The 24,827-nt window shown below is 70.4% G+C and carries 21 protein-coding genes; 1 reads left to right on the top strand and 20 read right to left on the bottom strand.

Going from position 1 to position 24,827, the window contains the following annotated elements; translation table 11 throughout:
• Positions 1–14 precede the first annotated feature (14 nt).
• Positions 15–644, top strand: a complete 630-nt coding sequence (locus FK531_RS09045; protein ID WP_246098028.1) for a sensor domain-containing protein — start codon at positions 15–17, stop codon at positions 642–644.
• Between the two features lie 87 nt (positions 645–731).
• On the opposite strand, the gene FK531_RS09040 is transcribed toward FK531_RS09045, so the two are convergent.
• The 20 genes from FK531_RS09040 to FK531_RS08945 all read right to left on the bottom strand — a co-directional run bounded on the left by FK531_RS09040 (position 732) and on the right by FK531_RS08945 (position 24,800).
• A complete protein-coding gene (locus FK531_RS09040) occupies positions 732–1,220 on the bottom strand; it encodes a WKL family lipoprotein (RefSeq protein ID WP_142097911.1) in 489 nt (162 codons plus the stop codon).
• 176 nt (positions 1,221–1,396) lie between these two features.
• Entirely contained in the window at positions 1,397–2,716 is a 1,320-nt protein-coding gene (locus FK531_RS09035) for a DNA polymerase IV (protein WP_494338130.1), read from the bottom strand.
• 47 nt (positions 2,717–2,763) lie between these two features.
• The gene (locus FK531_RS09030) at positions 2,764–3,099 is read right to left on the bottom strand and encodes a TfoX/Sxy family protein (protein ID WP_142097908.1); all 336 of its coding nucleotides are present in this window, start codon (positions 3,097–3,099) and stop codon (positions 2,764–2,766) included.
• Between the two features lie 40 nt (positions 3,100–3,139).
• The gene (ileS, locus tag FK531_RS09025) at positions 3,140–6,355 is read right to left on the bottom strand and encodes an isoleucine--tRNA ligase (protein WP_142097905.1); all 3,216 of its coding nucleotides are present in this window, start codon (positions 6,353–6,355) and stop codon (positions 3,140–3,142) included.
• A gap of 290 nt (positions 6,356–6,645) precedes the next feature.
• The gene (locus FK531_RS09020; protein WP_142097902.1) at positions 6,646–6,846 is read right to left on the bottom strand and encodes a hypothetical protein; all 201 of its coding nucleotides are present in this window, start codon (positions 6,844–6,846) and stop codon (positions 6,646–6,648) included.
• A gap of 50 nt (positions 6,847–6,896) precedes the next feature.
• On the bottom strand, positions 6,897–7,730 hold the full coding sequence (gene wag31, locus FK531_RS09015; RefSeq protein WP_142097899.1) for a DivIVA-like cell division protein Wag31: 834 nt from the start codon (positions 7,728–7,730) through the stop codon (positions 6,897–6,899).
• Between the two features lie 146 nt (positions 7,731–7,876).
• Positions 7,877–8,164: a YggT family protein gene (locus FK531_RS09010; RefSeq protein ID WP_142097896.1), complete on the bottom strand. Its 288-nt coding sequence runs from the start codon at positions 8,162–8,164 to the stop codon at positions 7,877–7,879.
• Positions 8,165–8,269: 105 nt separating this feature from the next.
• Complete coding sequence (locus tag FK531_RS09005; RefSeq protein ID WP_142097893.1) at positions 8,270–8,896, bottom strand: cell division protein SepF; 627 nt, start codon at positions 8,894–8,896, stop codon at positions 8,270–8,272.
• A 45-nt stretch (positions 8,897–8,941) separates the two neighbouring features.
• Entirely contained in the window at positions 8,942–9,664 is a 723-nt protein-coding gene (locus tag FK531_RS09000) for a YggS family pyridoxal phosphate-dependent enzyme (RefSeq protein ID WP_142097891.1), read from the bottom strand.
• Complete coding sequence (gene pgeF, locus FK531_RS08995; RefSeq protein ID WP_142098262.1) at positions 9,657–10,412, bottom strand: peptidoglycan editing factor PgeF; 756 nt, start codon at positions 10,410–10,412, stop codon at positions 9,657–9,659. The genes FK531_RS09000 and pgeF overlap by 8 nt, the downstream gene beginning before the upstream one ends.
• A gap of 2 nt (positions 10,413–10,414) precedes the next feature.
• Entirely contained in the window at positions 10,415–11,665 is a 1,251-nt protein-coding gene (gene ftsZ, locus FK531_RS08990) for a cell division protein FtsZ (protein WP_142097889.1), read from the bottom strand.
• A gap of 304 nt (positions 11,666–11,969) precedes the next feature.
• A complete protein-coding gene (locus FK531_RS08985) occupies positions 11,970–12,893 on the bottom strand; it encodes a cell division protein FtsQ/DivIB (protein WP_142097886.1) in 924 nt (307 codons plus the stop codon).
• Positions 12,890–14,389 (bottom strand): UDP-N-acetylmuramate--L-alanine ligase, encoded by a 1,500-nt coding sequence (gene murC / locus FK531_RS08980; protein WP_142097883.1) that lies wholly within the window; start codon positions 14,387–14,389, stop codon positions 12,890–12,892. The genes FK531_RS08985 and murC overlap by 4 nt, the downstream gene beginning before the upstream one ends.
• A complete protein-coding gene (murG, locus tag FK531_RS08975; RefSeq protein WP_142098259.1) occupies positions 14,386–15,528 on the bottom strand; it encodes an undecaprenyldiphospho-muramoylpentapeptide beta-N-acetylglucosaminyltransferase in 1,143 nt (380 codons plus the stop codon). The genes murC and murG overlap by 4 nt, the downstream gene beginning before the upstream one ends.
• Positions 15,529–15,635: 107 nt before the next feature.
• On the bottom strand, positions 15,636–17,156 hold the full coding sequence (ftsW, locus tag FK531_RS08970; RefSeq protein ID WP_142097880.1) for a putative lipid II flippase FtsW: 1,521 nt from the start codon (positions 17,154–17,156) through the stop codon (positions 15,636–15,638).
• Complete coding sequence (murD, locus tag FK531_RS08965; protein ID WP_246098026.1) at positions 17,153–18,676, bottom strand: UDP-N-acetylmuramoyl-L-alanine--D-glutamate ligase; 1,524 nt, start codon at positions 18,674–18,676, stop codon at positions 17,153–17,155. Before murD ends, ftsW begins: the two co-directional genes overlap by 4 nt.
• A gap of 4 nt (positions 18,677–18,680) precedes the next feature.
• Positions 18,681–19,760 carry a phospho-N-acetylmuramoyl-pentapeptide-transferase gene (mraY, locus tag FK531_RS08960; protein WP_142097877.1) on the bottom strand — a complete coding sequence of 360 codons (1,080 nt, stop codon included), beginning with the start codon at positions 19,758–19,760 and terminating at the stop codon, positions 18,681–18,683.
• Entirely contained in the window at positions 19,757–21,268 is a 1,512-nt protein-coding gene (locus FK531_RS08955) for a UDP-N-acetylmuramoyl-tripeptide--D-alanyl-D-alanine ligase (protein WP_142097875.1), read from the bottom strand. Before FK531_RS08955 ends, mraY begins: the two co-directional genes overlap by 4 nt.
• Positions 21,265–22,851, bottom strand: a complete 1,587-nt coding sequence (locus FK531_RS08950) for a UDP-N-acetylmuramoyl-L-alanyl-D-glutamate--2,6-diaminopimelate ligase (RefSeq protein WP_142097872.1) — start codon at positions 22,849–22,851, stop codon at positions 21,265–21,267. Before FK531_RS08950 ends, FK531_RS08955 begins: the two co-directional genes overlap by 4 nt.
• 110 nt (positions 22,852–22,961) lie before the next feature.
• Positions 22,962–24,800: a peptidoglycan D,D-transpeptidase FtsI family protein gene (locus tag FK531_RS08945; protein ID WP_246098063.1), complete on the bottom strand. Its 1,839-nt coding sequence runs from the start codon at positions 24,798–24,800 to the stop codon at positions 22,962–22,964.
• Positions 24,801–24,827 lie beyond the last annotated feature (27 nt).

The following is a 24,827-nucleotide window of genomic DNA, read 5'->3' as shown; positions in this document are numbered from 1 at the left end:
CACCAGTGGTCACCGTGACCGCCCCCGCTACTCCGAACGCCGGACCCGTCGCCGACGCCGCCCGACTGCAGGCCGCCCTGCTCACCGCCGCGGACCTCCCGGCCGGTTTCGTCGCACTCCCCGACCCGGTCCGCGACCTGGGCCTGCCTCCCGCGACCGCCGCGGCCGGCGCCGACAAGTCGAGCACCACGCCGCAGGCGTGTGCCGAGGTGTTGCGCGAGGTGGCCGACCAGTCCCCCGGCTCCCTCACTCGGGCGGCGGTCCGCTTCGGCGGCCCGAGCTTCACCAGCATCGACACCGATGCGGCGAGCTTCCCGGCTACCGGTGCGTCGCAGGCCTTCACGCGCATCCAATCGACGCTGACGCAGTGCACCGAGTACCGCGGCACCGACGCCGACGGGGTGCAGGTCGGCTACCGGCTCGGCGGCCTCGACCAGTCGAAGGTCGGCGACGCCTCGACCGCGGTCCGGCTGACCACCGCCAGTGACGGCGTGACGATGACCTCGGACGTGGTGATCGCGATGGTCGGGTCGACCGTGCTGCAGGTGGTCGCGTCCGGACAGCAGCCGGTCGAGCCGGAGGTGCTGACCGGCCTGGCCAGCACCGCGGTCGACCGGATCCGCGGCGCCGTCGTCGCGGGCTGACCCGGGACCACCCGGAACGCCGAATGCCGGCGCCCCGCAAGGGACACCGGCATTCGGTCGAGGTGAGCGGAGTCCGCTCGGGGTGGATCAGGCGCAGGCGGGCGAGGTGAGGTTCGCCAGCTTGACGATGTTGCAGGCGTACTCCTTCGAGAGGACCCAGTGGCCGTTCTCGACGACGAAGTTCGCGGTGCCCGGGTTGACCTGGCCGCCAATGTTCATGTTCACGGTGGCGGTCAGGGTGCCGTCGCCGTTGTCGAGGATCGGGTCGACGATCGTGACGGTGGCGTTGGACTGCTTGGCGGCCGCGGCGACCTGGTCGAACAGGCCGGGATCGGCGGCACCGTCCTGCACGAGGGTGATCTTCTCGGCGACCGGGGTGGCCGGGTCGAGGCCCTTGACCAGCATCGCGTTGAGCTCGGCGGCGGTCGGCACCGGCGGGGTGCTGACCGAGGTGGTGGCGGCCGCGGTGGTCTTCTTGGTGGTGGTGGAGCTGGCGGTGTTGTCGCTGGAGCTGCAGGCGCCCAGCGCGAACACGGCCGCCACAGCGGCACCGGCGACGAGGGTCTTACGGAGCATCAATTGCTTGTCCTTCTCTTCGGATGAACTACTTCTGACGATCTTCCGGGGCGCTCGTTTCTACCCCAGAGCGATTCGGGTTGCTCTGCTCGGGTCGCGCGGGGCGGGTGTGGCGCAGGCCGGTCCCCCCACGGACGCCTGTCACGATAGTTAACAGGAAGAAAATAAGGGCTTCCTTAACGAAGACTGTCGGCGGGATCGGCGAGCGTCAACCCCGCGTCGGACTCCGAAAAGGTGCGCGCCTGGCCCGGTCCGGTCGACCGGGTTTCGAACCGGACGGTGACCACACCGTGCCCGCAGCCCTGTACCCAGCCGTGACCGAGCTCCGCGTGCGCGACGTCCTGGCCCGGACGCCACCGCGAACCCGCGTCCGTTGTCGGGGTCGGCGCGGCGACCTGAACCGACTGCGCTGGCGCCGCTGTGTCGAGAGTCACAGCCTCGTCGGTGGGTGCGCCGTGGTCCAGATCCGGGAACAGCGAGCCCTGCGCGGTCGAGGAGAGCCCGCCGAGCGAGACCCCGACCAGTCGCACCGGACCCAGCTCGAGGGGGTCGATCACCTGCCGCTGAGCGGTGGCCACCAGCGTCTGCCGGTCCGCGGTGGCGTAGGGCAGCGTCGCCGAGCGGGTCACGATGGACATGTCGGACTTCTTCAGCTTGAGCACGACCGTGCGGGCCGCGCGGCCGTCGCGGAGCAGTCGGGCATGCGCGCTGGACCCGGTCCGTTCGACCGCCGCACGCAACTGGTCCAGGGTCACCAGGTCGGCCGCGAAGGTGGTCTCCGCGCTGACCTGTTTGGCGTCCGCACGCTCGGCGACCGGACGGTCGTCGATGCCGCGGGCGAGCCGATGCAGCCCCGGCCCCAGCGTCGCCCCGAGCACCGAGACGACCTCGGTCTCCGACGTCGCGGCCAGGCCGCCGATGGTCTCGATGCCCAGGCGACGCAGCCGCTCCTCGGCGACCGGCCCGATCCCCCACAGCTTGCGCACCGGCAGCGCCTCGAACAGTGGTGCCTGCTCGTCCGGGGTCACCACCCGGACTCCGTCCGGCTTGGCCAGGCCCGAGGCGATCTTCGCGATCTGTTTGCCCGAGCCCGCCCCGATCGACGCGACCAGGCCCGTCTCGACGTATACCAGCGCCCGGAGTTCCTCGGCGAACGCCCGGACGGTCCCGGCATCGGCGCCCGCCAGTTCGGCCGGCTCGCCGAACGCCTCGTCCATCGACAGCATCTCCAGCACAGGCATTTTCGTGCGCAAGGCATCGAACACCGTCTTGCTCAGCGCGGAGTACAGGCCGCCACGCGGCGGCAGCACCACCGCCCCGACCCCGACCATCCGCCGGGCCTGGTGCATCGGCATCGCGGAGCGGGCCCCGAACGCTCTGGCCTCGTAGCTGGCGCCGGCGACCACCCCGCGGCCACCGAGGCCGCCGACGAGGACCGGCCGCCCGCGCAGCGTCGGCCGGGTCAGCTGCTCGACGGACGCGAAGAACGCGTCCATGTCGAGGTGCAGCACCCAGCGCGTACCGCGAATCCGGTGGTGGTCGCTCACTGCTTCCGTGCTCTGGACTTCCTCGGCTTCGGCGCCGGTAGGACGTCCGCGGTGCGCTGGATGAACTCCTGCAACCAGTCGACGTCGTCGATCCGTTCCTCGGGTACCGCGTGATAGTCCTTGGCGTCCGGGTAGGGCCGGCCCAGCGGAAGGTCGGCGGCGTACTCGGCAGAGATGTCGGACACCTTGACGAGAAGCGTGTCGTCGCAGACGAAGCCGACCACCTTGCCGTCGCAGTACACGGCGTACTCACCGAACATCGACCGGGCGCGCACGTCCAGGGGCTCGAGCTGCCCCAGGACGTACGCGACCGTCTCCTTGCTGGTGCTCATGACAGCAACCTACGCCGCCGCACCGACAGTTCGGCTCCGCTCAGGCCTTCGCCACGCTCGCCCGCACGCCCTCGCCGAGCTCGACCGCGTCGGCACCGGCCACGCCCAACTCCAGTGAGGTGGCCAGGATCTCGCCGGCGATCAGGTCGCGATGGAGCCGCGCCCAGTCGACCCGTTCGGCAGGCACTTCGAGCGTCACCACGATCCGATCGGAGACGTCCAGGCCGGCCGCGCGGCGGGCGTCCTGCAGCTCGCGGATCCGGTCCTTGGCCCAGCCCTCGGCCTCGAGCTCCTCGGTGACCTGGGAGTTCAGCACGACCAGGCCGGCATTGGCGGGCAATGCCGCGGTCGACTCCGGTTCGGCGGCGACCAGGCGCTGTGTGTACTCCTCCGGCAGCAGCGCGATGCCCGCAGCGCTCACGACGCCGTCGGTCTCGGTCCAGTCGCCGGCCTTGACGGCCTTGATCACGGTCTGCACGTTCTTCCCGAGCCGGGGGCCGGCAGCGCGGGCGTTGACGACGAGCTCGAACCGGCCGTGCACGTCGACGTCCTCGGTCAGGTCGACCTTCCGGACGTTGACCTCGTCGGCGATGATGCCGAGGAACGGGCGCAGCCTCTCGGCGCCCGCGGCCGCGACGGTGACCTCCGGCAGCGGCAGCCGCACCCGCAGGTTCTGTGCCTTGCGCAGGCCGAGGACCGCGCCGCAGACGGAGCGCACCTCGTCCATCGACTCGACCAGTTCGGCATCGGCCGGCAGCTCGTCGGCGCCCACCCAGTCGGTCAGGTGCACGGACCGGCCACCGGTCAGCCCGCGCCAGATCACCTCGGTGGCCAGCGGCAGCAGCGGCGCGCCCAGTCGGCACACCACCTCGAGCACCGTGTGCAGTGTGTCGATCGCGTCGCGGTCCTCGTCCCAGAACCGCGAACGCGACCGGCGCACATACCAGTTCGTCAAGGCGTCGCAGAAGGTGCGCAGCTCGTCGCAGGCACCCGCGATGTCGTTGACGTCGAGCGCCTCGGTGATCGCGTCCCGGGTGGCCGCCAACTTCGCCAGGATGTACCGGTCCAGCACGTTCGGCGAGTCGGTACGCCAGGTACCGGGCTTCGAAGCGTACAGCTGCAGGAAGCTCCACGCGTTCCACATCGGCAGCAGGGCCTGGCGCACACCCTCCCGGATGCCCTGCTCGGTGACGACCAGGTTGCCGCCGCGCAGGATCGGCGAGGACATCAGGAACCAGCGCATGGCGTCGGAGCCGTCGCGGTCGAAGACCTCCTTGACGTCCGGGTAGTTGCCCTTGGACTTGCTCATCTTCAGGCCGTCGTCGCCGAGAACGATGCCATGGGCGGCAACGGTTTTGAAGGCCGGACGATCGAAGAGCGCGGTCGCGAGCACGTGCAGCGTGTAGAACCAGCCGCGGGTCTGGCCGTTGTACTCGACGATGAAGTCGCCGGGGTTACGCGCCTCCTGACCATTACCGCCGTCGAACCACTCCCGGTTCTCGAACGGGTAGTGCACCTGGGCGTACGGCATCGAGCCGGACTCGAACCAGCAGTCCAGCACCTCGGGAACGCGCCGCATCATCGACTTGCCGGTCGGGTCGTCCGGGTTCGGCCGCACCAGGTCGTCGATCATCGGCCGGTGCAGGTCGGTCGGCCGCACCCCGAAGTCCGCCTCGAGCTGATCCAGCGAACCGTAGACGTCCAGCCGCGGGTAGGCCGGGTCGTCGGAGCTCCACACCGGGATCGGGCTGCCCCAGTAGCGGTTTCGGCTGATGTTCCAGTCGCGGGCACCCTCGAGCCACTTGCCGAACTGGCCGTCCTTGATGTGCTCGGGCACCCAGGTGATCTCCTGGTTCAGCTCGACCATCCGGTCGCGGAACTTGGTCACGGCGACGAACCACGACGGCACAGCCATGTAGATCAGCGGCTGTCCGGACCGCCAGCTGTGCGGGTACGAGTGCTCGATCGTCTCGTGCCGCAACAGTTTTCCGGCGGCCTTGAGGTCCTTGATGATCACCGGGTTGGCGTCGAAGACCTGCAGGCCCTCGTACGGCGGGACCATCGACGTGAACTTTCCGCCCGGGTCGAGCGGCTGCACGATCTCGATGCCGTTGGCCGTGGCGACATCCATGTCCTCCTCACCGAAAGCCGGTGCGAGGTGGACGATTCCGGTGCCGGAGTCGGTGGTGACGTAGTCGGCGGAAAGCACCCGGTGCGCGTTGGCGTGACCCTTGTCGGGGCCGTGGAAGAAGTCGAACGGCGGCTCGTAGGACAGTCCGACCAGGTCGGCGCCCATGTACTCGCCGAGCACCTCGGGGGTCTCCCCGAGCTCGCGGGCATAGTGGCCGACCCGGGCCGCGGCGAGCACGTAGCGCTTGCCATCGAGACCCTTGACCTGCACGTAGTCGACCTCGGGGTGCACCGCGACCGCCAGGTTGGACGGCAGCGTCCACGGCGTGGTGGTCCAGATCAGGGCGTTCGCGCCGTCCAGGTCGGCGAGCCCGGGGGCAGGAGCGGAGCCTGCGGAGTGACCCGAAGGCACTGTGAGCACCATGTCGACCGTGACGGCCGGGTCCTGGCGCATCTTGTAGGCGTCGTCGAGCCGGGTCTCCTGGTTCGACAGCGGGGTCTGCTCGTACCAGCTGTACGGCAGTACCCGGAAGCCCTGATAGATCAGACCCTTGTCGTAGAGCTCCTTGAACGCCCACATGACGGACTCCATGAAGTCCAGATCCAGGGTCTTGTAGTCGTTGTCGAAGTCCACCCAGCGGGCCTGCCGGGTCACGTAGTCGCGCCACTCGTCGGTGTAGCGGAGTACGGACTGCTTGCAGTACGCGTTGAACTCGGCGAGACCCATCGCGTCGATCTGCGACTTGTCCTTGATCCCGAGCTGCTTCTCCGCCTCGAGTTCGGCGGGCAGGCCGTGGCAGTCCCAGCCGAAGCGCCGCTCGACCTTCTTGCCGCGCATGGTCTGGTAGCGCGGGATCAGGTCCTTGACGTAGCCGGTGAGCAGGTGGCCGTAGTGCGGCAACCCGTTCGCGAAGGGCGGGCCGTCGTAGAAGACGAACTCGTCGGCATCGGCGCGGTTCTCGACGGATGCGTGGAAGGTGTCGTCGGCATCCCACGCGGCGAGCACACGCTGCTCGAGTTCCGGGAAGTTGATGCTGGCGCCGGCCTTGCCACCGCCGAGGTCCACGCGTGGATAGGTGGCGCTCACGTCGGCTGCGCCGTTCGTCGACTCGGTCAACTCCGTCATCTCCCTCGTGCCTGCTGTTCGGCACGGGGACGACGTGGGCGCCTGTGCGCCTGGCCGCGGTACCACCCCGCTTGCCCACCGGAGACGGGTATCCGTCGGCGGACCTCTCACACGGGCTGTGACGGGCCCACCCGTTCGGTTCTAGTGAGCGTGCGTGCACGCCGTTCTTCCGAAGACTCCCCGGTGATGGCCGGATCGATGCCTGGACCCGATTCTAGTCGGACCCGTCAAATCACCCCGAAACGGGGCAACCGCAACGACCGAACTCGAAGTTCGGTCGTTGCGGGTGGTCAGGTGGAGCTGTGTCGGCCGCGGCTCTGCGAGTCCTCGTCGGACGCCGTACCGCCACGCAGCGACCCGACGAGCAGCAACACCGCACCGATCACACAAACCACGATGCATCCCCAGGCCCACACAACCGAGCCTGTCATCAGGGCGAGCACTAGTAGGGCGAACCCCACCGCCGCCATCGCGAGCGTCAGGACCAGCACGACAATCCCCTGAGGTGGACCGGATCGAGCACGGACCTAGCGGAACCCGATCAGTTGCTTCCCTTGGCGAAGGACTGGCCGACGCCGGGCTTGGACTCGCCACCGAAGGCGTCCTGGCCACCGTCGACCGGGACAGCCGAACCGCGCTGCTCGAGCTCCTCGAGCTGCGACTCCAGGTAGGACTTCAGCCGCACCCGGTACTCGCGCTCGAACGTCTTGAGCTGCTCGATCCGACCCTCCAGCACGCTGCGCTGCTGATTGATGGTGGCCATGATCTCGGTGTGCTTCTTCTCGGCGTCGGCCTGCAGCGCGTCCGCCTTCTCCTTCGCCTGACGCAGCTGCGTCTCGGACCGGGTCTGGGCGTCGGAGAGAAGGGCCTCGGACTTCTGCCGGGCGTCGGCGATCATCGACTCCGAGCGGGTGCGCGCGTCGCTCACCAGCTGCTCGGAGTTGGTGCGCGCGGTGGTGACGAGCTGCTCGGACTCGGTCTTCGCGTCGCCCGTGAGACGGTCGGCCATCTCCTGCGCCAGACCCAGGATCTTGGCGGCCTGCAGGTTCGCTTCCTCGGTGCTGCCGGTACGGGCCACGGGAGCAGCAGCGACGGGGGCCGCGACGGGCGCGGGCGCCACCGGCTTGGGCGGCTCGACGACGCGGGCCGGCTCGGGGGCCGCACCCGCGGGGCGGGGAGCCTTCTTCGCATCCGCGAGCTCCTGGTCGAGCTCACCCACGCGCTGGCGGAGGTCCGCGTTCTCCTCGATCAGTCGCGTCAGCTCCTGCTCGACGAGGTCGAGAAACGCGTCTACCTCGTCCTCGTTGTAGCCCCGCTTACCGATAGGCGGCTTGCTGAACGCGACGTTGTGAACATCAGCTGGTGTCAGCGGCATGGAAGGATCCCTTCACGCATCTGTTGGCGGTCTAGCAAGCATTCAGTTATAGCGCATCCAGTGCTGCTCCACGCATTCGCACTGTAACTGGCGTCCATTCTGTCACACCAGACCCGGAGGTTGCGCCACAAGCTGATTCGTGCGCGTCATACTGCAAGCCTCTGAACGACCTGCATCAGGATGAACACGACGAAGAGCAAGACCATGATTGAAAGATCCAACCGAACTCCACCGAGCGATACCGATGGAATAAGTCGCCGCAGCAACTTGATCGGAGGATCCGTGACCGTAAATATGGCTTCGAGAATGACGACCACAAAACCGGTGGGCCGCCAATCCCTCGCGAATGTCCGGATGAACTCGACGATGATTCGTCCGATGATCAGCAACCAGAAAACGAACAGCACGAAGTAGATCACCGCGAACAAGGGCACGCCACCACTCTGCCTGACACATCGGGAGCAATCAAAACCAGGTGCGGCCGGGAACCCCCGACCGCACCTGTCCGGACCCGCCCGAGGCGAGCCCCCGACGACTCGTTATTTCTGATTGTAGAAGCCGTTCTCGGCGATCCGGCGGCGCTCCTCAGCCGACACGTCGATGTCCGCGGGTGAGAGCAGGAACACCTTCGTCGCCACCTTGTCGAACGAACCGCGCAGCGCGAACGCGAGGCCGGCGGCGAAGTCCACCAGTCGCTTGGCGTCGGCATTGCTCATCTCGACGAGATCCATGATGACGGGCGTTCCGTCACGGAACCGCTCACCGATGATGCGCGCCTCGCCGTAGTCGCGCGGACGCAGCGTGGTGATCTTCGACAGCGGTCCCCCCTCGTCGAAGACCGGGGCACGCCTGCTCTCGATGCGAGACTCGGTGCGCGCGTCGACCGCGAGCGCGCCACGAGTGGACGTGACACGCGGTGCGGGTCCCGCGGAAACTCCCGGACGGGCGCTGCGGGAGGGCAGCGGCTCCATCCGTCGCGGTGCGGGCTGCCGCTCGATGTCGTCGAGTCCGCGGTCCGGGTAGCCGTCGTCCTCGTAGCCGCCGTCGAGACCGTCCTCGTACCGGCCACCGCGCGGCGAACGACGCGGCTCCTCGAGATAGTCGTCTTCGTAATCCTCGAGCGGGACCATGCCGAAGTAAGCCTTGAACTTGTGCAGAGTGCTCATCGATCGACCTTCCTTGGCGTGGCGGCGAATCGGTCGGGACGCCGATCAATCCGAGGTTATCGGCCGCGAGCCCAACAACGCGGTTCCGACACGCACGCAGGTGGATCCGTGTCGGACGGCACTCTCGAGGTCGCCGGTCATGCCAGCCGACAGCGTGGTCGCGTCCGGATGCTCGTGCAGCAGCTCCCGATGCAGGCCGGACAGCGTCTCGAAGGCCGCGTCGGGATCGGCACCGAGCGGGGGCACCGCCATCAGTCCGGCCAGTGCCAGCCCCCCCGCGGTCGCGGTGTGGCGCGCCAACTCGGGCAACTCGGCGGGCGGCACCCCGCCGCGTCCGGGGTCCGCGTCGAGGCTGACCTGGAGCAGTACCCGCAGCGGCTCGGTTCGTGCACCGTCCGAGAGGGCCGCGACGGCGCCCTTCGACAGCGCCTCCACCAACCGGCCACTGTCGACCGAGTGGACGGTATGGGCCCACCCCGCGACAGCGCGGGCCTTGTTGCGCTGCAGGCTGCCGATCATGTGCCAGCGGACGCCGGGCAGGTCGTCGAGCTCGCGCACCTTCGCCGACGCCTCCTGCTCGCGGGACTCGCCGAAATCGCGACAGCCCAGTGAGTACAGGATCCGCGCGTCGGACGCCGGGAAGTACTTGGTCACCGGGAGCAGTTGCACCTCGGCCGGCTCCCTGCCCGCGTCGACGCAGGCACGCGACAGTCGGGCCCGGACCTCGCCGAGTGCGGTCGCGATCTGCGCGGCGCGGTCGTCACTCACCGTCGATCGGCTCCATCCACACAGCGCCCGCGATCCGGCCGGTCGTCCCCGACCGCCGGTAGCTGAACAGGGTGCGGTCCTCGATCGTGCAGCGCGGGTCCTCGGCGATGCCACCGACGCCAGCCTCGGCCAACTGTCGGCGCAGGCCGGCCCGCAGGTCGAGACCCGGGGTGCCGCGCACGGTCGTGGTCGCGCTGCCGGGCAGGTGCGCCTCGACGTCGGCCCGCATCGCCGCGGGCACCTCGTACTGGCGTCCGCTGGCGGCAGGACCGAAGAAGGCACCGATCCGCTCCACGGCGGCACCCTTGGCGACCATCGCGTCGAGCACCCGAGGCACGATGCCGATCCGGGCGCCGACCCGACCCGCGTGCACCGCGGCGATCACCCCGGCCACGTCGTCGGAGAGCAACAGCGGCACACAGTCAGCGGTCAGAACCACCAACGCCAGGTTCGGAACGTCCGTGACCAGCGCATCGGTCGCCTCGACGGGCCCGTCGACCGGGCCGTCGACGACGGTGACGTTGCGGCTGTGGATCTGTTCCATCCACACCAGACGCTCGAACGGCAACCCGATACCGGCCGCGAGCCGACGCCGGTTGGCGTCGACCGCGGCCGGGTCGTCGCCGACGTGGTCACCGAGGTTGAACGAGTCGTAGGGGGCCGCCGAGACGCCGCCGGTCCGCGAGGTGACGACCCGGCGGACCCGAACGCGGGCAGGAGTCGAGCCTGCGGAACGACCTGAGCGCACCGTCACCGACGCATGAAGTCGGGCACGTCCACCTCGTCCTCGCCTTCCTCGGTCGGGACCGGAACGGCCCGAGTCGAGGCGCCGACCGGGATCGGCGGCAGGCTGGAGGCGCCCGTGTCCCGAGCCTCGCGACGGTCGCGGGTCTCGGCGCTGTGCTGGGGCGCACGCTGCTGCGGGGCCGCTGCCGGCGCCGCGGCGGATTCCTCGGGCGAACCGGCGGGCGGGCGTCCGATCTCCCCCGCCCGACCGACACCGATGTTTCCGCGGCCCGCGTTGGGCGCGGGCTCGACCGCCCGGCGCACCGGGGCGCCGCCGTCGAAGCCGGCGGCGATGACGGTCACCCGGACCTCGTCACCGAGCGAGTCGTCGATCACGGTGCCGAAGATGATGTTGGCGTCGATGTGCGCGGCCTCCTGCACGAGCGAGGCCGCCTCGTTGATCTCGAACAGACCCAGGTCGGATCCGCCCGCGATCGAGAGCAGCACGCCCCGCGCGCCTTCCATCGAGGCCTCGAGCAGCGGCGAGTTGATCGCCGACTCGGCCGCCTTGATGGCCCGACCCTCACCACGGGAGGAACCGATGCCCATCAGGGCGCTGCCCGCACCGGACATGACGCCCTTGACGTCCGCGAAGTCGACGTTGATCAGACCCGGAGTGGTGATCAGGTCGGTGATGCCCTGCACGCCGTTGAGCAGCACCTCGTCTGCGGAGCGGAACGCATCCATCAGGCTGACCGCGGCGTCGCCGAGCTGGAGCAGCCGGTCGTTCGGGATGACGATGAGGGTGTCGCAGGACTCGCGCAGCGCCTGGATGCCACTGTCGGCCTGGCCGCCACGACGCTTGCCCTCGAAGGAGAACGGGCGCGTGACGACGCCGACGGTCAGGGCACCGAGCTTGCGCGCGATGCTGGCGACGACGGGCGCGCCGCCGGTGCCGGTGCCACCGCCCTCGCCTGCGGTGACGAAGACCATGTCGGCACCCTTGAGCACCTCTTCGATCTCGTCCTTGTGGTCCTCGGCGGCCTTTCGGCCGACCTCCGGATCGGCGCCTGCGCCGAGACCGCGGGTCAGTTCACGTCCGACGTCGAGCTTGACGTCGGCGTCGCTCATCAGCAGCGCCTGGGCGTCGGTGTTGACGGCGATGAACTCGACTCCCTTGAGTCCCTGCTCGATCATGCGGTTGACCGCATTTACGCCGCCGCCGCCGATGCCGACGACCTTGATAACGGCGAGGTAGTTGTGCGGGGGCGTCATGGGCTCTCGCCTTCCGTGTGTGTGAATTCGCACTGGGTGTTGCTAGCGGTACTGATGTTGCTAGCAGTACTGACGTTGCTTGTCGTACTGACGTTACTGGTGCTGCTGAGGTTACTGATGATGCTGGTGCAATCTGCGTGGCGCTTGTGCAAATTGTGACCGTGTCGGGTCGAATCCCTAAACCCTCAACCTCAACCATAGGCTTACAGTTATGTCAAGTAGCTGACTGAGGCGAAACGCTATGCATGCGGACCACGATCCGCCAGCAGGCGCGCCGACGAGCGCGGCGATTTGTCGCGAGCCGTCACCGAATTGTCGGCAGGTCCGGACTCGACACGTCGTAGACCTTGCCCGGCTGACTCAGCAACGGCGGAGCAATTGCCGCCTTGCGCGCCGAATTCGCCGCACTCCCCCAGATCAGTTGCCGGTCGTCGGTCAACGCCAGCCGAATGTCGTCCAACGACCCGACCGCTACCTCGGTCACCTGCCCACGCAACTCCGGCGGCAGTGCCGTGACAGCCGCCAACGCGTCGACCGTGGCCGGATCGTCGCGGCCCGGATGCTCCGTCTTCAGTCGCGGCACTCCCGGCGGCGCCGGCTCGATGGCGTAGGCCACCCCGGACGCATCCATCAGGTGCGTGCCCTCCGGAGCGTCGTAGAACACCGCGGGGGCCCGCTCCACGACCGTCACCCGGACGGTCGACGGGTAGGCGCGCTCGACCCGCGCGTGGTCGACCTTCGCGATCGAGGCCACCCGCTGCGCCGCCGCACCGGTGTCGATGCGCAACAACGGCTTTCCGACCGGGACGGCCAGCGCCGACAGGATCTCGTCGCTGGAGACACCGACGTTGCCGACCACGGTGATCTTGCGGGCGGACAACACCGGCGTGAACCATGCCGCGACGCCGAGCCCGACGACGACCACGACGGCGAGCGCCGTCAGCAGGATCGGCTTGCGGTTCCGTACGCGGCGGACCTTCGGGCGACGCGTCCGGCGCGACTTCTTCGGCGCCGGGCCGGCTTTCGCGGCCGAATCCGCCGGTCGGCGCTGATCCTGGCGCCCGTCCCGGTCCCGCTCGGCACCCTGACCGGGCTCGTCGACTCGGGCCTCGCGTGCCTGATCCGGCCGCGCCTGCCGCCGCGTCCCGGGCCGCGCGGACCGCTCGGCCCCGGCCCGTCCCGGCCGACCGGCGCGCTCGGAACGCCCCGAGCGCCGGTCCGCGCTCACGACGACTCCCCGGCCCGCCCCGAACCGGTCCGCGACCGTGCCACCGCCGGCGAGGCGGCCAGCGCGCCGAGAATCTCCTTGCCCAGCATCGTCACGTCGCCGGCGCCCATCGTGATCACGATGTCGCCGGAGCGCGCCAGCGAGGCCACCTGACGCGGCGCGACCGACAGGTCCGGCTGGTAGTGCACCGGCCGCGAGACCGCCTGCGCGACAAGCGCGCCGCTCACGCCGGGCAGTGGCTCCTCGCGGGCGCCGTAGACGTCGAGCACGACCACCTCGTCGGCGAGGTCGAGTGCGGCGCCGAACTCGGTCGCGAACGCCGCGGTCCGTGAGTACAGGTGCGGCTGGAAGGCCACGATCACGCGGCCGCCACCGGCGCGAACCAGTTCGCGTGCGGCGCCGAGCACGGCCCGCACCTCCGTCGGGTGATGGGCGTAGTCGTCGAACACCCGCACGCCGTTCTCGCGGCCGGTGTACTGGAAGCGGCGGTGCACCCCGCCGAATCCGCCGATGCCCTCGAAGATTTCGTCGACCGACGCACCCACCTCGCGGGCGGCCAGGATCGCGCCGAGCGCGTTGAGTGCCATGTGCCTGCCAGGGACGGCCAGTCGCAGTGTGCGCGAACCGCTTTCGCCGGACAACTGGACCTCGGCGACACCACCGACATCGCGGGCCTCCCAGCTGAGCAGGCGCGCACCGAGTTCGACGCCACCTCCCGCCGAGCCACCGGTCGCGTCACCGCTGCCGTAGCCGAGAACCCGGATCGGCAGCCCGCGCGCCGCGACCCGCTCGGCCAGGGCCGCCGACCCCGGGTCGTCGAGGCAGACCACCAGCAACCCGCCGGGCGCGATCCGCTCGGCGAAGTCGTCGAAGACCTGGACGTACGCCTCGGTCGTGCCGAAGTAGTCCAGGTGGTCGGCCTCGACGTTCGTCACGATCACGACGTTCGGGTCGTACTGCAGCAGTGAGCCGTCGCTCTCGTCGGCCTCCGCGACGAAGACGTCCCCGGAGCCGTGGTGCGCGTTGGTGCCTGCCTCGTTGAGTTCGCCACCGACCGCGAAGGAGGGGTCCACACCGCAGTGCTGCAGCGCGACCACCAGCATCGACGTGGTCGAGGTCTTGCCGTGGGTACCCGCGACCAGAAGCGTGCGGTGACCGCGCATCAGCGACGCCAGCACCGCCGGTCGCAGGATGACCGGGATGCCGCGGGCCGCGGCGGCGACCAGTTCGGGGTTGTCCTTCGGGATCGCGGCGTGGGTGGTGACCACCACCGTCGGCCCGCCGGGCAGGAGGTCGAGGGCGCCGCCGTCGTGTCCGATGCGTACCTGTGCGCCGCGGGCCCGCAGCGCGAGCACCGTCCGGCTCTCCTTGGCGTCGGACCCGGACACCTGCCCGCCGCGCGCCAACAGGATTCGCGCGATGCCCGACATGCCCGCACCGCCGATACCGACCATGTGCACGCGTTGCAGGTGTTCGGGCAGATCGGTCTCGTTCATCGTTGTCCCCCAGCCTTGTCGGTCGGCCCGGCGTTCTCCGCCGCCCGGGCCACCTCGAGCACGATCGCGGCGACCGTGTCCGCTGCGTCCCGGTGCCCGGCACCCGCGGCGGCCGCGCTCATCGCGGCGAGCCGGTCGGGATCGGTGAGCAACGGGATCACGGTGTCTGCCACGTACTTCGGCGTCAGGTCGGCGTCCGCCACCAGCATGCCGCCACCCGCGGCGACCACCGGCCGGGCGTTGAGTTCCTGCTCCCCGTTGCCGTGCGGCAGCGGGACGTAGACGGCGGGCAGCCCGACTGCGGACACCTCCGCGACGGTCATCGCCCCGGACCGGCAGACGGTCGCGTCGGCGGCCGCGTAGGCCAGGTCCATCCGGGACAGGTATGGCACCGCGACGTACGGCGCCGCCGCGTTGGACTGCTCCACGTCGAGGGTGTTCTTGGGACCGTGTGCGTGCAGCACCGAGACACCTGCTGCGGCAAGCGCTTCCGCGGCACCGGAGATTGCCTCGTTGAGGGACCGCGCGCCCTGTGAGCCACCGGTCACGAGCAGCACCGGGCCGTCGGCGGGCAGTCCGAAGTGTGCGCGGGCCTCGGCGCGCAGCGCGGTGCGGTCGAGTCCGGTGATCGAGGCTCGGACCGGGATGCCGACGATCTCGGCATCCTTCGCGACGCCGGAGCCGGGCACCGCCGCGAGCACCCGTGTTGCGAGCCGCGCTCCGATCTTGTTCGCGATGCCCGCGCTCGCGTTGGCCTCGTGCACCACCACCGGAACGGCACGGCGCCGGCGCAGGACTCCCCGTCCCGCCGCGAGGTACGCGGGCAGCGCCACGTAGCCGCCGAACCCGACGATCACGTCGGCCTCGGCGCGGTCGAGGACCTCGCGGGTGCGGCGGACGGAGGCGCGCACCCGGCCGGGCAGGCGCAGCAGGTCCATCGTGGGTTTGCGCGGTAGCGGCACCGGCGGGATGAGTTCGAGCGGGTAGCCCCGCTCCGGCACGAGGGTCGTCTCGAGGCCGCGCGCGGTGCCGAGCGCGGTCACGGTGACGGTGGGGTCCAGCCGGCGCAGCGCGTCGGCGACCGCCAGCGCGGGTTCGATGTGGCCTGCGGTGCCGCCGCCGGCGACGACGACGGACAGCGATCCTGAGCGGGGTGACGTGACGGGTGGTGTCCCCGAGGCGGGTGAAGCGACGGGTGGTGTCCCCGAGGCGGGCGAAGCGACGGGTGGTGTGTCTGATGTGCCGCTCACCTACGAAATCCTCGCTCTCCTGTGCGGCCGCTCGACCGTCGTGTCCGCTCGTCCGATGGTAGTGCCTGCCTGCCGCGGGCATCGCCGCGCCGAGGGTCGGCCGGACGGCCACGGGCCGGGGCCTGCCGGCGCGGTGCTTCGGCGAGCCTGCGCTGCGCCGCCCGCTCCTGCGCGGCACGCTGCTGGGCCGCCCGCTGCTGGGCCGCCCGCTTCTGCGCGGCCTTGGCCTGCGCCGCCCGGCGGGCCGCCTCGGCGCGCTCCGGCGAGTACTGCTCCGGCTTGGGCAGTCGCAGCAGCCTGGCGAAGCGTCCGTCCTGACCGGCGTGCAGCGCGGCCACGGCCTCCGGCTCGTGCCGCGCGGCGTTCGCGATGATGCCGAACATCAGCAGGGTGATCGCGATCGAACTGCCGCCCGCGGAGACCAGCGGCAGCTGCAGTCCGGTGACGGGCAGCAGGCCGATGACGTAGCCGATGTTGATCATGGCCTGAGCCAGGATCCAGGTGGTCGCGGTGGCGGTCAGCAGTCGCAGGAAGGGGTCGATCGAGCGCATCGCGATGCGCAGTCCCGCGAAGACGAACAGCGCCAGCAGGATGATCACCGCCAGGCAGCCGATGAACCCGAGTTCCTCGCCGATAATCGCGAAGATGAAGTCGTTGTGCGCGTTCGGCAGGTAGCTCCACTTGGCCCGGGACTGTCCGAGGCCGCGCCCGAACAGCCCGCCGTCGGCGAGTGAGAACTTCGCCTGCCTGCCCTGGTACCCGATGCCCTGCGGGTCGTCGCCCGGGTTGAGGAACGCCTTCACTCGCGCGGACCGGTAGCCGGCGGTGAACGCCAGCACCACAGCGATCGCACCGCCGGTGGTGATGATGCCGAGGAACAGCTTCAGCGGCAGACCGGCGAACCACAGCAGGGCGGCGAGGATGATGCCGAGCGCGATCGTGGTCGACAGGTTCGGCTGCATCACCACCAGCGCGAAGGCGATCAACGCGGCCGGCACCAGCGGGATGACGAGTTCCTTCAGGCTCGCGTGCTCGGCGCGTCGGGACGCGAGCAGGTGCGCACCCCAGATGACCAGCGCGACCTTCGCCAGCTCGGACGGCTGGAACGACAGTCCACCGAACTCGAACCAGCGTCGGGCGCCACCGGACTCCTTGCCGATGCCGGGTATCAGCACCAGCACCAGCATCACCAGCGAAGCGACGTAGCCGGGCAGGGCGAGCTTGCGCATCAGTCGCACGGGCATCCGCAGCGCCACGTAGAACAGCACCGCACCCAGCGCCGCGAAGATCACCTGGGTGGCGAACATGCCGTAGGCGGAACCGGTGTCCGCGTACGCCTCCACGCTGGAGGCGGACAACACCATCACCAGGCCGAGCACCGTCAACAGGATGGCGATGGTGACGATCAGGTGGAACGACGCCAGCGGCCGGGCCAGCCAGGCACCGAATCGGGTGCGCGGGCCGGTCGAGGTCTTCGACGCCCTCGACCGAGCGCGCGGACCCGCTGGGGTCTTCATCCGGCGTCCTTCGGTCGCTGCGCAGGCTCCGCTCCGGCGTCCTTCGGTCGCTGCGCAGGCTCCGCTCCGGCATCCCCGGGCCGGTCGAGGGCGCGTACCGCATCAGCGAAACTGCGGCCGCGGTGGCCGTAGTCGGCGAACATGTCGAGCGAGGCGGCCGCCGGCGCGAGCAGCACGGTGTCCCCCGGGCCGGCCAGCGCGGCCGCGGCCTCGACCGCGCGCGCCATCACGGCGTCGGGCGCGTCGGTCGTGGTCACCCGATCATCGTGCCCCCGGTCGACGCGGACGACGGGGACCTGCGGCGCGTGTCGGGCCAGCGCGGCTGCGATCTGCGCCGCATCGCGGCCCAGCAGCACCGCCCCGACCAGTCGGTCCGCGACCTCCGCGACCAACTCGTCCACGCTCGCACCCTTGAGCAGTCCGCCGGCCACCCAGACCACCCGCGGATGCGCGAGGATCGACACTCGCGCCGCGTGTGGGTTGGTCGCCTTGGAGTCGTCGATGTACGCGACGCCGCCGACCTCGGCGACCAGCGCGGCCCGGTGCGGGCCCACCTGGTAGCGGCGCAGACCGTCCCGCACCGCGGCCGGGGACACCCCGATCGACCGGGCGAGCGCGGCCGCGGCCAGCGCGTCCATCAGTCCGGCGGGTCCGGGCGGGGTGATCTCCTCGGTCAGCGCGAGGGTCTCGTCGGTGGCGAACGCCCGATCCACGAGGCGGTCGCCGTCGATGCCGAATTCGCCGGTCGTCGGGACCCCGAGGCGGAATCCGACGGTGCGGCCGACGCCGCTGCGCCCGGCCAGGCCCGCGGCGACCGGGTCGTCCAGGCCGAGCACGGCGACCTCCCCGGTCAGCGCCCGCGCCTTGGCGTCGACATAGCCCTGCATGCCGCCGTGCCAGTCCAGGTGGTCCTCGGCGATGTTGAGCACCGCGCCCGCCGCCGGGTGCACGGACGGCGCCCAGTGCAGTTGGAAACTGGACAGTTCGACGGCCAGCACGTCGTTGCGGGTACCCGGTGTCTCCCTCGTCCCGGCGCGGAGCGCGTCGGTGATCGGGAGGCCGATGTTGCCGCACGCCACCGCGGGAATCCCGGCAGCGCGCAGGATCGACTCGAGCATCGAGGTGGTGGTGGTCTTGCCGTTCGTCCCGGTCACCACCAGCCAGCGGCGGGCGGGTCCGTAGAACTCGGCGAGGTCGAGCCGCCAGGCGAACTCGACGTCCCCCCAGATCGGGATGCCGGCCCCGGCCGCGGCGGCGAGCACCGGGGCGTCCGGGCGCCACCCCGGGCTGGTGACTACCAGCGAGAAGCGGGCGATGTCCGCGACCGCCTGGTCGGGCGTGCACACCCCGACCCCGTGTTCGGCTGCGGCCGCGTCGAGCAGGCCCTGGTCGCCGTCCGCGAGGGTCACCTCGGCGCCGAGGTCCCGCAGCGGCGCGATCAGTGCCAGGCCGGACACCCGTGCACCGGTGACCAGCACGCCGCGCCCGGCCAGGCGGCTGATGTCGTCGGGAAGTGCCACTGCGTCAGTCCCCGACGACGGCGAGGTACTCGCTGTAGAACAGCGCGAGGCCGACCGCGGAGGCGATGGCCGCGAGTAGCCAGAATCTGATGATCACCGTGGTTTCCGCCCAGCCACCGAGTTCGAAGTGGTGGTGGAACGGTGCCATCCGGAACACCCGCCTGCGGCTGGAGCGGAACACCGCGACCTGCACGACCACCGACGCGGCCTCCGCGACGAACAGCGCGCCGACGACGACCATCAGCAGTTCGGTGCGGGTTGTGATGGACAGGCCGGCGAGCAGGCCGCCGAGCGCGAGGGAACCGGTGTCGCCCATGAAGATCTTCGCGGGCGCCGCGTTCCACCACAGGAAGCCGATGCACGCGCCGGCCGCGGCAGCACAGATCAGTGCCAGGTCGAGCGGGTCGCGCACGTCGTAGCAACCCTTGCCGGGGTTCGTCTCGCACGCGTTGCGGTACTGCCAGAAGGTGATGACGGTGTAGGCGCCGAGCACCAGCGTCATCGACCCGGCAGCGAGCCCGTCGAGACCGTCGGTCAGGTTCACCGCGTTCGACCACGCGCTCACCAGCAGGTACACGAACAGGATGAACACGACCGAGCCCATCGTGACGGTCGTGATGTCCCGCACGTAGGACAGGTGCGTGCTGCCCGGGGTCAGGCCGGTGGCGCCGCGGAACTGCAGGGCGAGGATGCCGAACAGCACCGCCGCCACGAGCTGACCGACCAGCTTCGCGGTCTTGTTCAGCCCGAGGTTGCGCTGCTTGCGGATCTTGATGAAGTCGTCGAGGAAGCCGACACCGCCGAGGACGGTGGTCAGACCGAGCACCAGCAGCGTCGAGGCGCGCGGACCGTCGGCGTCGTACCCGATGCCGACCAGGTGCGAACCCCAGTAGCCGGCCCAGATGCCCGCGATGATCGCGACGCCACCCATCGTCGGGGTGCCGCGCTTGGCCTGGTGGCTGGCCGGACCCTCGACACGGATCTCCTGGCCGAAACCCTGACGCGAGAACAGCTTGATCAGGACGGGGGTCAGCAGGATGGACACCGCCAGCGCGATGCCTCCCGCGAAGAGGATCTGTCTCACCGGTCACCCTCCAGGTCTTCCGCCAGCAGCGCATCCGCCACGGTCCACAACCCCACCGACTGCGAGGCCTTCACGAGCACGATGTCGTCACCGCTCACCTCGGCCCGCAGCACCGCGAGGGCCGCCTCGGCATCGGGCACGAGCATCGACTCCTCGCCCCACGAGCCTTCCATGACGGCGCCCTGATGCATGCCGCGCAGCGGCCGATCGGTACCGACCACGATCAGCCGGGTCACGTCGAGGCGCACCACGAGCCGTCCGATGCCATCGTGCTCGATCACAGATTCTGGCCCGAGCTCGGCCATTTCCCCGAGTACCGCCCACGTCCGGCGCGGCGCGCCCGCACCGGAACGGCTCATGGTGACCAGGGCTTTGAGCGCGGCCCGCATCGAGTCGGGGTTCGCGTTGTACGAGTCGTTGATCACCGTGACGCCGTCCGCGCGGGTGCGCACGTCCATCCGCTTGGCGGAGACCGCACGCGCCTGCGTCAGCGCGGTCGCGACCTGCTCGAGGCTCGCGCCGCACTCGAGCGCGACCGCGGCGGCCGCGAGCGCGTTGCCGACCTGGTGTTCGCCGTGCACGCCGAGCCGGACGTCCACCGACCCGTCGGCGGTGACCAGGGTGAAGGCGGCGCGGGCCTCCTCGTCGAGCGCGACGTTCACGGCGCGGACGTCGGCGGTGCCCGACTGCCCGACCAGCACGACCCGCGCCCGGGTACGCGACGCCATCGCCGCGACCAGCGGGTCGTCGGCGTTGAGGACGGCGACACCGCCCCGGTCCGCGGGCGGAAGTGCTTCGGCCAGTTCGCCCTTCGCCAGGGCGATCGCCTCCCGGGAGCCGAATTCGCCGAGGTGCGCGGTGCCGACGTTGAGGATCACGCCGATCCGCGGTAGCACCGTCTCGGCGAGCGCGGCGATGTGCCCGACGCCGCGGGCCGACAGCTCGAGCACCAGGTAGTCGGTGCCGGCGTCGGCGCGCAGCGCGGTCCAGGGATGGCCGAGTTCGTTGTTGAAGGAGCCCGGCGGCGCGACGACCGACCCGAGCGGACTCAGCACCGCGGCGAGCAGGTCCTTGGTCGAGGTCTTCCCCGACGAACCGGTCACGCCGACGACAGTCAGTCCCCGCCCGTCCGCGTCCGCGTTCGCGAGCTCGTCGGTGCTCGCGCGCGCCAACTTCGCCAGCGCCGCCAACACCGCGGCGCCGGAACCGTCGGTGTCGTGTTCGAGGGCCATCGCGTTCGTCTCGGCGGGCGGCAGTGGGGTCACCACGATCGCGGGCACGCCCACCGGTCGGGCGGCAAGCACCGCGACCGCACCCGCCGCGACGGCCGCCGCGGCATGCTCGTGCCCGTCGACGCGCGCACCGGGGAGCGCGAGGAACAGTCCCCCGGGACCGATCTTGCGGGAGTCGAACTCGACGGTCCCGCTGACGACGGCGTCCGGGTCCGGCACGTCGTGCAGGGTGCCGCCGACGATCTCGGCGATCCGGGCGAGGCTCATCGGGATCACTGTGTCGTTCCCCCCAGCCGCTCGTCGATGGCCTCCGCGAGGACCTCACGGTCGTCGAATGGGTACTTCACCCCGTTGATCTCCTGCCCGATCTCGTGTCCCTTGCCTGCGACGAGGACGACGTCCCCGGCCGCTGCCCACCGCACCGCGTCGGCGATGGCCGCCGCGCGGTCCGCGAACTCGCGGACCTCGGCCCGCTGGTCCGCGGGCACGCCGAGCGCGCCTTCGCGCACCGCGGCCCGGATGGTCGCCGGGTCCTCGGTGCGCGGATTGTCGTCGGTGACCACGACGAGGTCGGCGCCGCGCGCGCTCGCCTCGCCCATCATCGGCCGCTTGCCGTGGTCGCGGTCTCCGCCGGCTCCGACAACCACGGCGATCCTGCCCCGGGTCTGTCCGCGCAGGGTTGCGATCACCGCCTCGAGGGCCGCCGGCTTGTGCGCGTAGTCGACCACCGCGAGGAAGTCCTGCCCGCGCTCGACGCGCTGTACCCGGCCCGGCACGTCGACCGACCCGATGCCGTCGACGGCGCGCTCGAGGTCCACCCCGCAGGCCTGCAACGTGGCAAGGGCGAGCAGCGCGTTGGCCACGTTGTAGCGGCCCGGCAGTCGCAGTCCGACGCGGCGGACGGCCCCGTCCGGACCGGTCGCGACGAACTGCTGCGAACCGTCGTCGGTGGCGTCGATCTCGGCGACCGTCCAGTCGGCGGGCCCGGTGGTCGACACCGTGGTCGCGCGCTCGGCGAGGGCTGCCATCCGCGCGCCCCACTCGTCGTCCACACAGACCACCGCGCGGTCCGCGTGGACGGTCGAGTCCGGCGCGAACAGCCGGGCCTTGGCGCCGAAGTAGTCGTCGAGGTCGGCGTGGAAGTCCAGGTGGTCCTGGGAGAGATTGGTGAAGGCGCCGATCGCGAAGTGGGTGCCGTCGACGCGGCCGAGCGCGAGCGCGTGACTGGAGACCTCCATCACCACGGTGTCGATGCCTCGTTCGAGCATCGCCGCGAACAGCGCGTGCAGTTGCGGCGCCTCGGGCGTGGTCAACGCGCTGGGCACCCGGCGACCGTCGATGCGTGTCTCGATGGTTCCGACCAGTCCGGCGCGGCGACCCGCGGCGGTCAGGCCCGCCTCCACGAGGTACGAGGTGGTGGTCTTGCCGGAGGTGCCGGTGATCCCGACGACCTGCAGTCGCTCGGAGGGGTTGCCGTAGATCGTCGCGGACGCGGCGCCGAGCACGGCCCGCGGGTTCGGGTGCACCAGGACCGGCACCGGGCCGGCGTGGGCTGCCTCGATCACCGCGAGGCCCGCCTCGTCGGTGAGCACCGCGGTAGCGCCGCGCTCGAGCGCGGTGCCCGCGAACTCGGCGCCGTGTGCCCGCGCTCCCGGCAGTGCCGCGAACAGGTCACCCGGTTCGATGCCCTGGGCGCGCAGTTCCACCCCGGTCACGGTCGGGCGCTCGGACGGGTCCCCGATCCAGCGGAGGTCGGCGCCGATCAGCTCGGCCAGCGCCGCGACCTCGGTGGTCGGCGGATGCGCTGGTCGCAGGCCACCCGGCCCGTTCGAGTGCTGCGGAGCGGTGATCCCATGCACGGGCAGGTGACTCCTCTCGAGAATTGACGTTCGATGGCGGTGCACGCCACGGTCGCAAGCCGACGTGTCAGGTTACCGGCGGACGGTCCCAGGCGGAGACTCGGCGTGGATCAGTCCGCCTGCAACACCAGGCGGCGGCCGGGATCCGCGGACAGCGGCACCTTGTCCCGCTGCAGCATCCAGGACGCAATGCTGTGGAACAGCGGGGCCGCGGACATGCCGCCGGTGCCGTCGGCGCTGCGTTGTGGCGCGTCGAGCATGATGCCGATCACGAACCGGGGGTTGTCGGCGGGCGCGATGCCGGCGAAGGTGATCCAGTAGTTCGAGTTCGAGTAGCACTTGCAGGCGGGGTCCACCTGCTGCGCGGTCCCGGTCTTACCGCTGACCTGGTAACCCTCGACGCCCGCGGAGACGCCGGTGCCCTGCTGGTAGCCCATCGGGTCGCGCTGGATCACGGCCCGGAACATGTCCCGGACGGTAGCGGCGGTCTGCGCGCTGACCACCTGGACACCGTCGGGACGGTCCGCCTCGGTGCGGTTGCCGTCGGCGTCGACGGTGGCCCGCACGATCCGCGGCGGAATCCGGACACCGTCGTTGGCGATCGCCTGGTACATGCCGGTCATCTGCAGCAACGTCATCGAGAGACCCTGTCCGATAGGCAGGTTCGCGAAGGTACCGCCGGACCACTGGTCGCGGCTGGGCACGTCGCCCGCACTCTCTCCGGGTAGTCCGACATCCGAACGCTGGCCCAACCCGAAGCGCGAGAGCATGTCCGCGTACCGGTCCTCCCCGACCCGCTGAGCGAGCATCAGGGTGCCGACGTTGGACGACTTCCCGAACACACCGGTGGTGGTGTACGGGGCCACTCCGTGGGCCCAGGCATCCCGAACACTGACGCCCGCCATCTGGATCGACCCCGGAACCTGCAGCACCTCATCGGGTTTGGTCAACCCGTACTCGATCGCGGCGGAAGCGGTGACGATCTTGTTCACCGATCCCGGCTCGAACGGGGTGCTGACCGACAGGTTCCCCATCTCGGCCTTGCCGTTGTTGCCCACGCCGATCGCCGGGTTGAAGGTGTTGTCGTTGGACATCGCGAGCACCTCGCCGGTGTGCGAGTCGAGGACCACTGCGGAGGCGTTCTTCGCACCGGACAGGTCCTTGGCCTGCTGCACCTGCTGCTGCACGTAGTACTGCAGGTCGGAGTCGATGGTCAGCTCCACACCGGACCCGTTGACGGCCGGTTGCTTGTCGCGCCAACTGCCCGGGATGACTGCGCCGTCGGAACCGCGGTCGTAGGTCTGCGAACCGTCGGTACCTGCCAGAGTCGAGTCCATCGAGTCCTCGAGACCGAGCAGTCCGTGACCGTTCCAGCCGGTCGCGCCGACCAGGTTCGCGGCCAGCGCGCCGCCGGGGTACTCACGGATGTCCTGCCGCTCGAGGCCCACCTCGGGGAAGTCGTCGACGATCTTCGCCGCCACGTTCGGGTCGACGCTGCGCGCCAGGTACTCGAACGTCTCCTTGCTCTTCAGCTTGGCGAGCACGTCCTTCTCCGGCGCGCTGTCGCCGAGCTTGTCGTGAATGCCCTTGGCGATGGCGGCGAGTCGCTCGTCGACCTTCGGATCCTTGCCGGCCTTCTTCGCCGCCTCCTCGATCTCCTTACGCACCTTCGGCGGCTGGAAGGTCAGCGCCTTCGCCTCCATGGTGAACGCGATCGGGTTGCCACGACGGTCGGTGATCGACCCGCGCGTCGCGGGGTCGATCATCGTGGTGGAACGCTGATTGGCGGCTTCCGCGGACAGCGACGGCGCCTGGACGCCCATGATCCACAACAGCTGGAGCACCGCGATGCCGAGCGCGACGAACATGACGATACGACCCGTTCGGTACCGGAACCGGAACGACGAGGTGTCGTCGGGCCGGGCGGCACCGCGCGGGGCCTGGCGGATACGGGGTGGAGCAGCGGAGGGACCTCG

The sequence above is a fragment of the Rhodococcus spelaei genome (assembly GCF_006704125.1).
Classification (GTDB): domain Bacteria; phylum Actinomycetota; class Actinomycetes; order Mycobacteriales; family Mycobacteriaceae; genus Rhodococcus_G; species Rhodococcus_G spelaei.
This window is presented reverse-complemented; position numbering and strand designations above follow the sequence as displayed.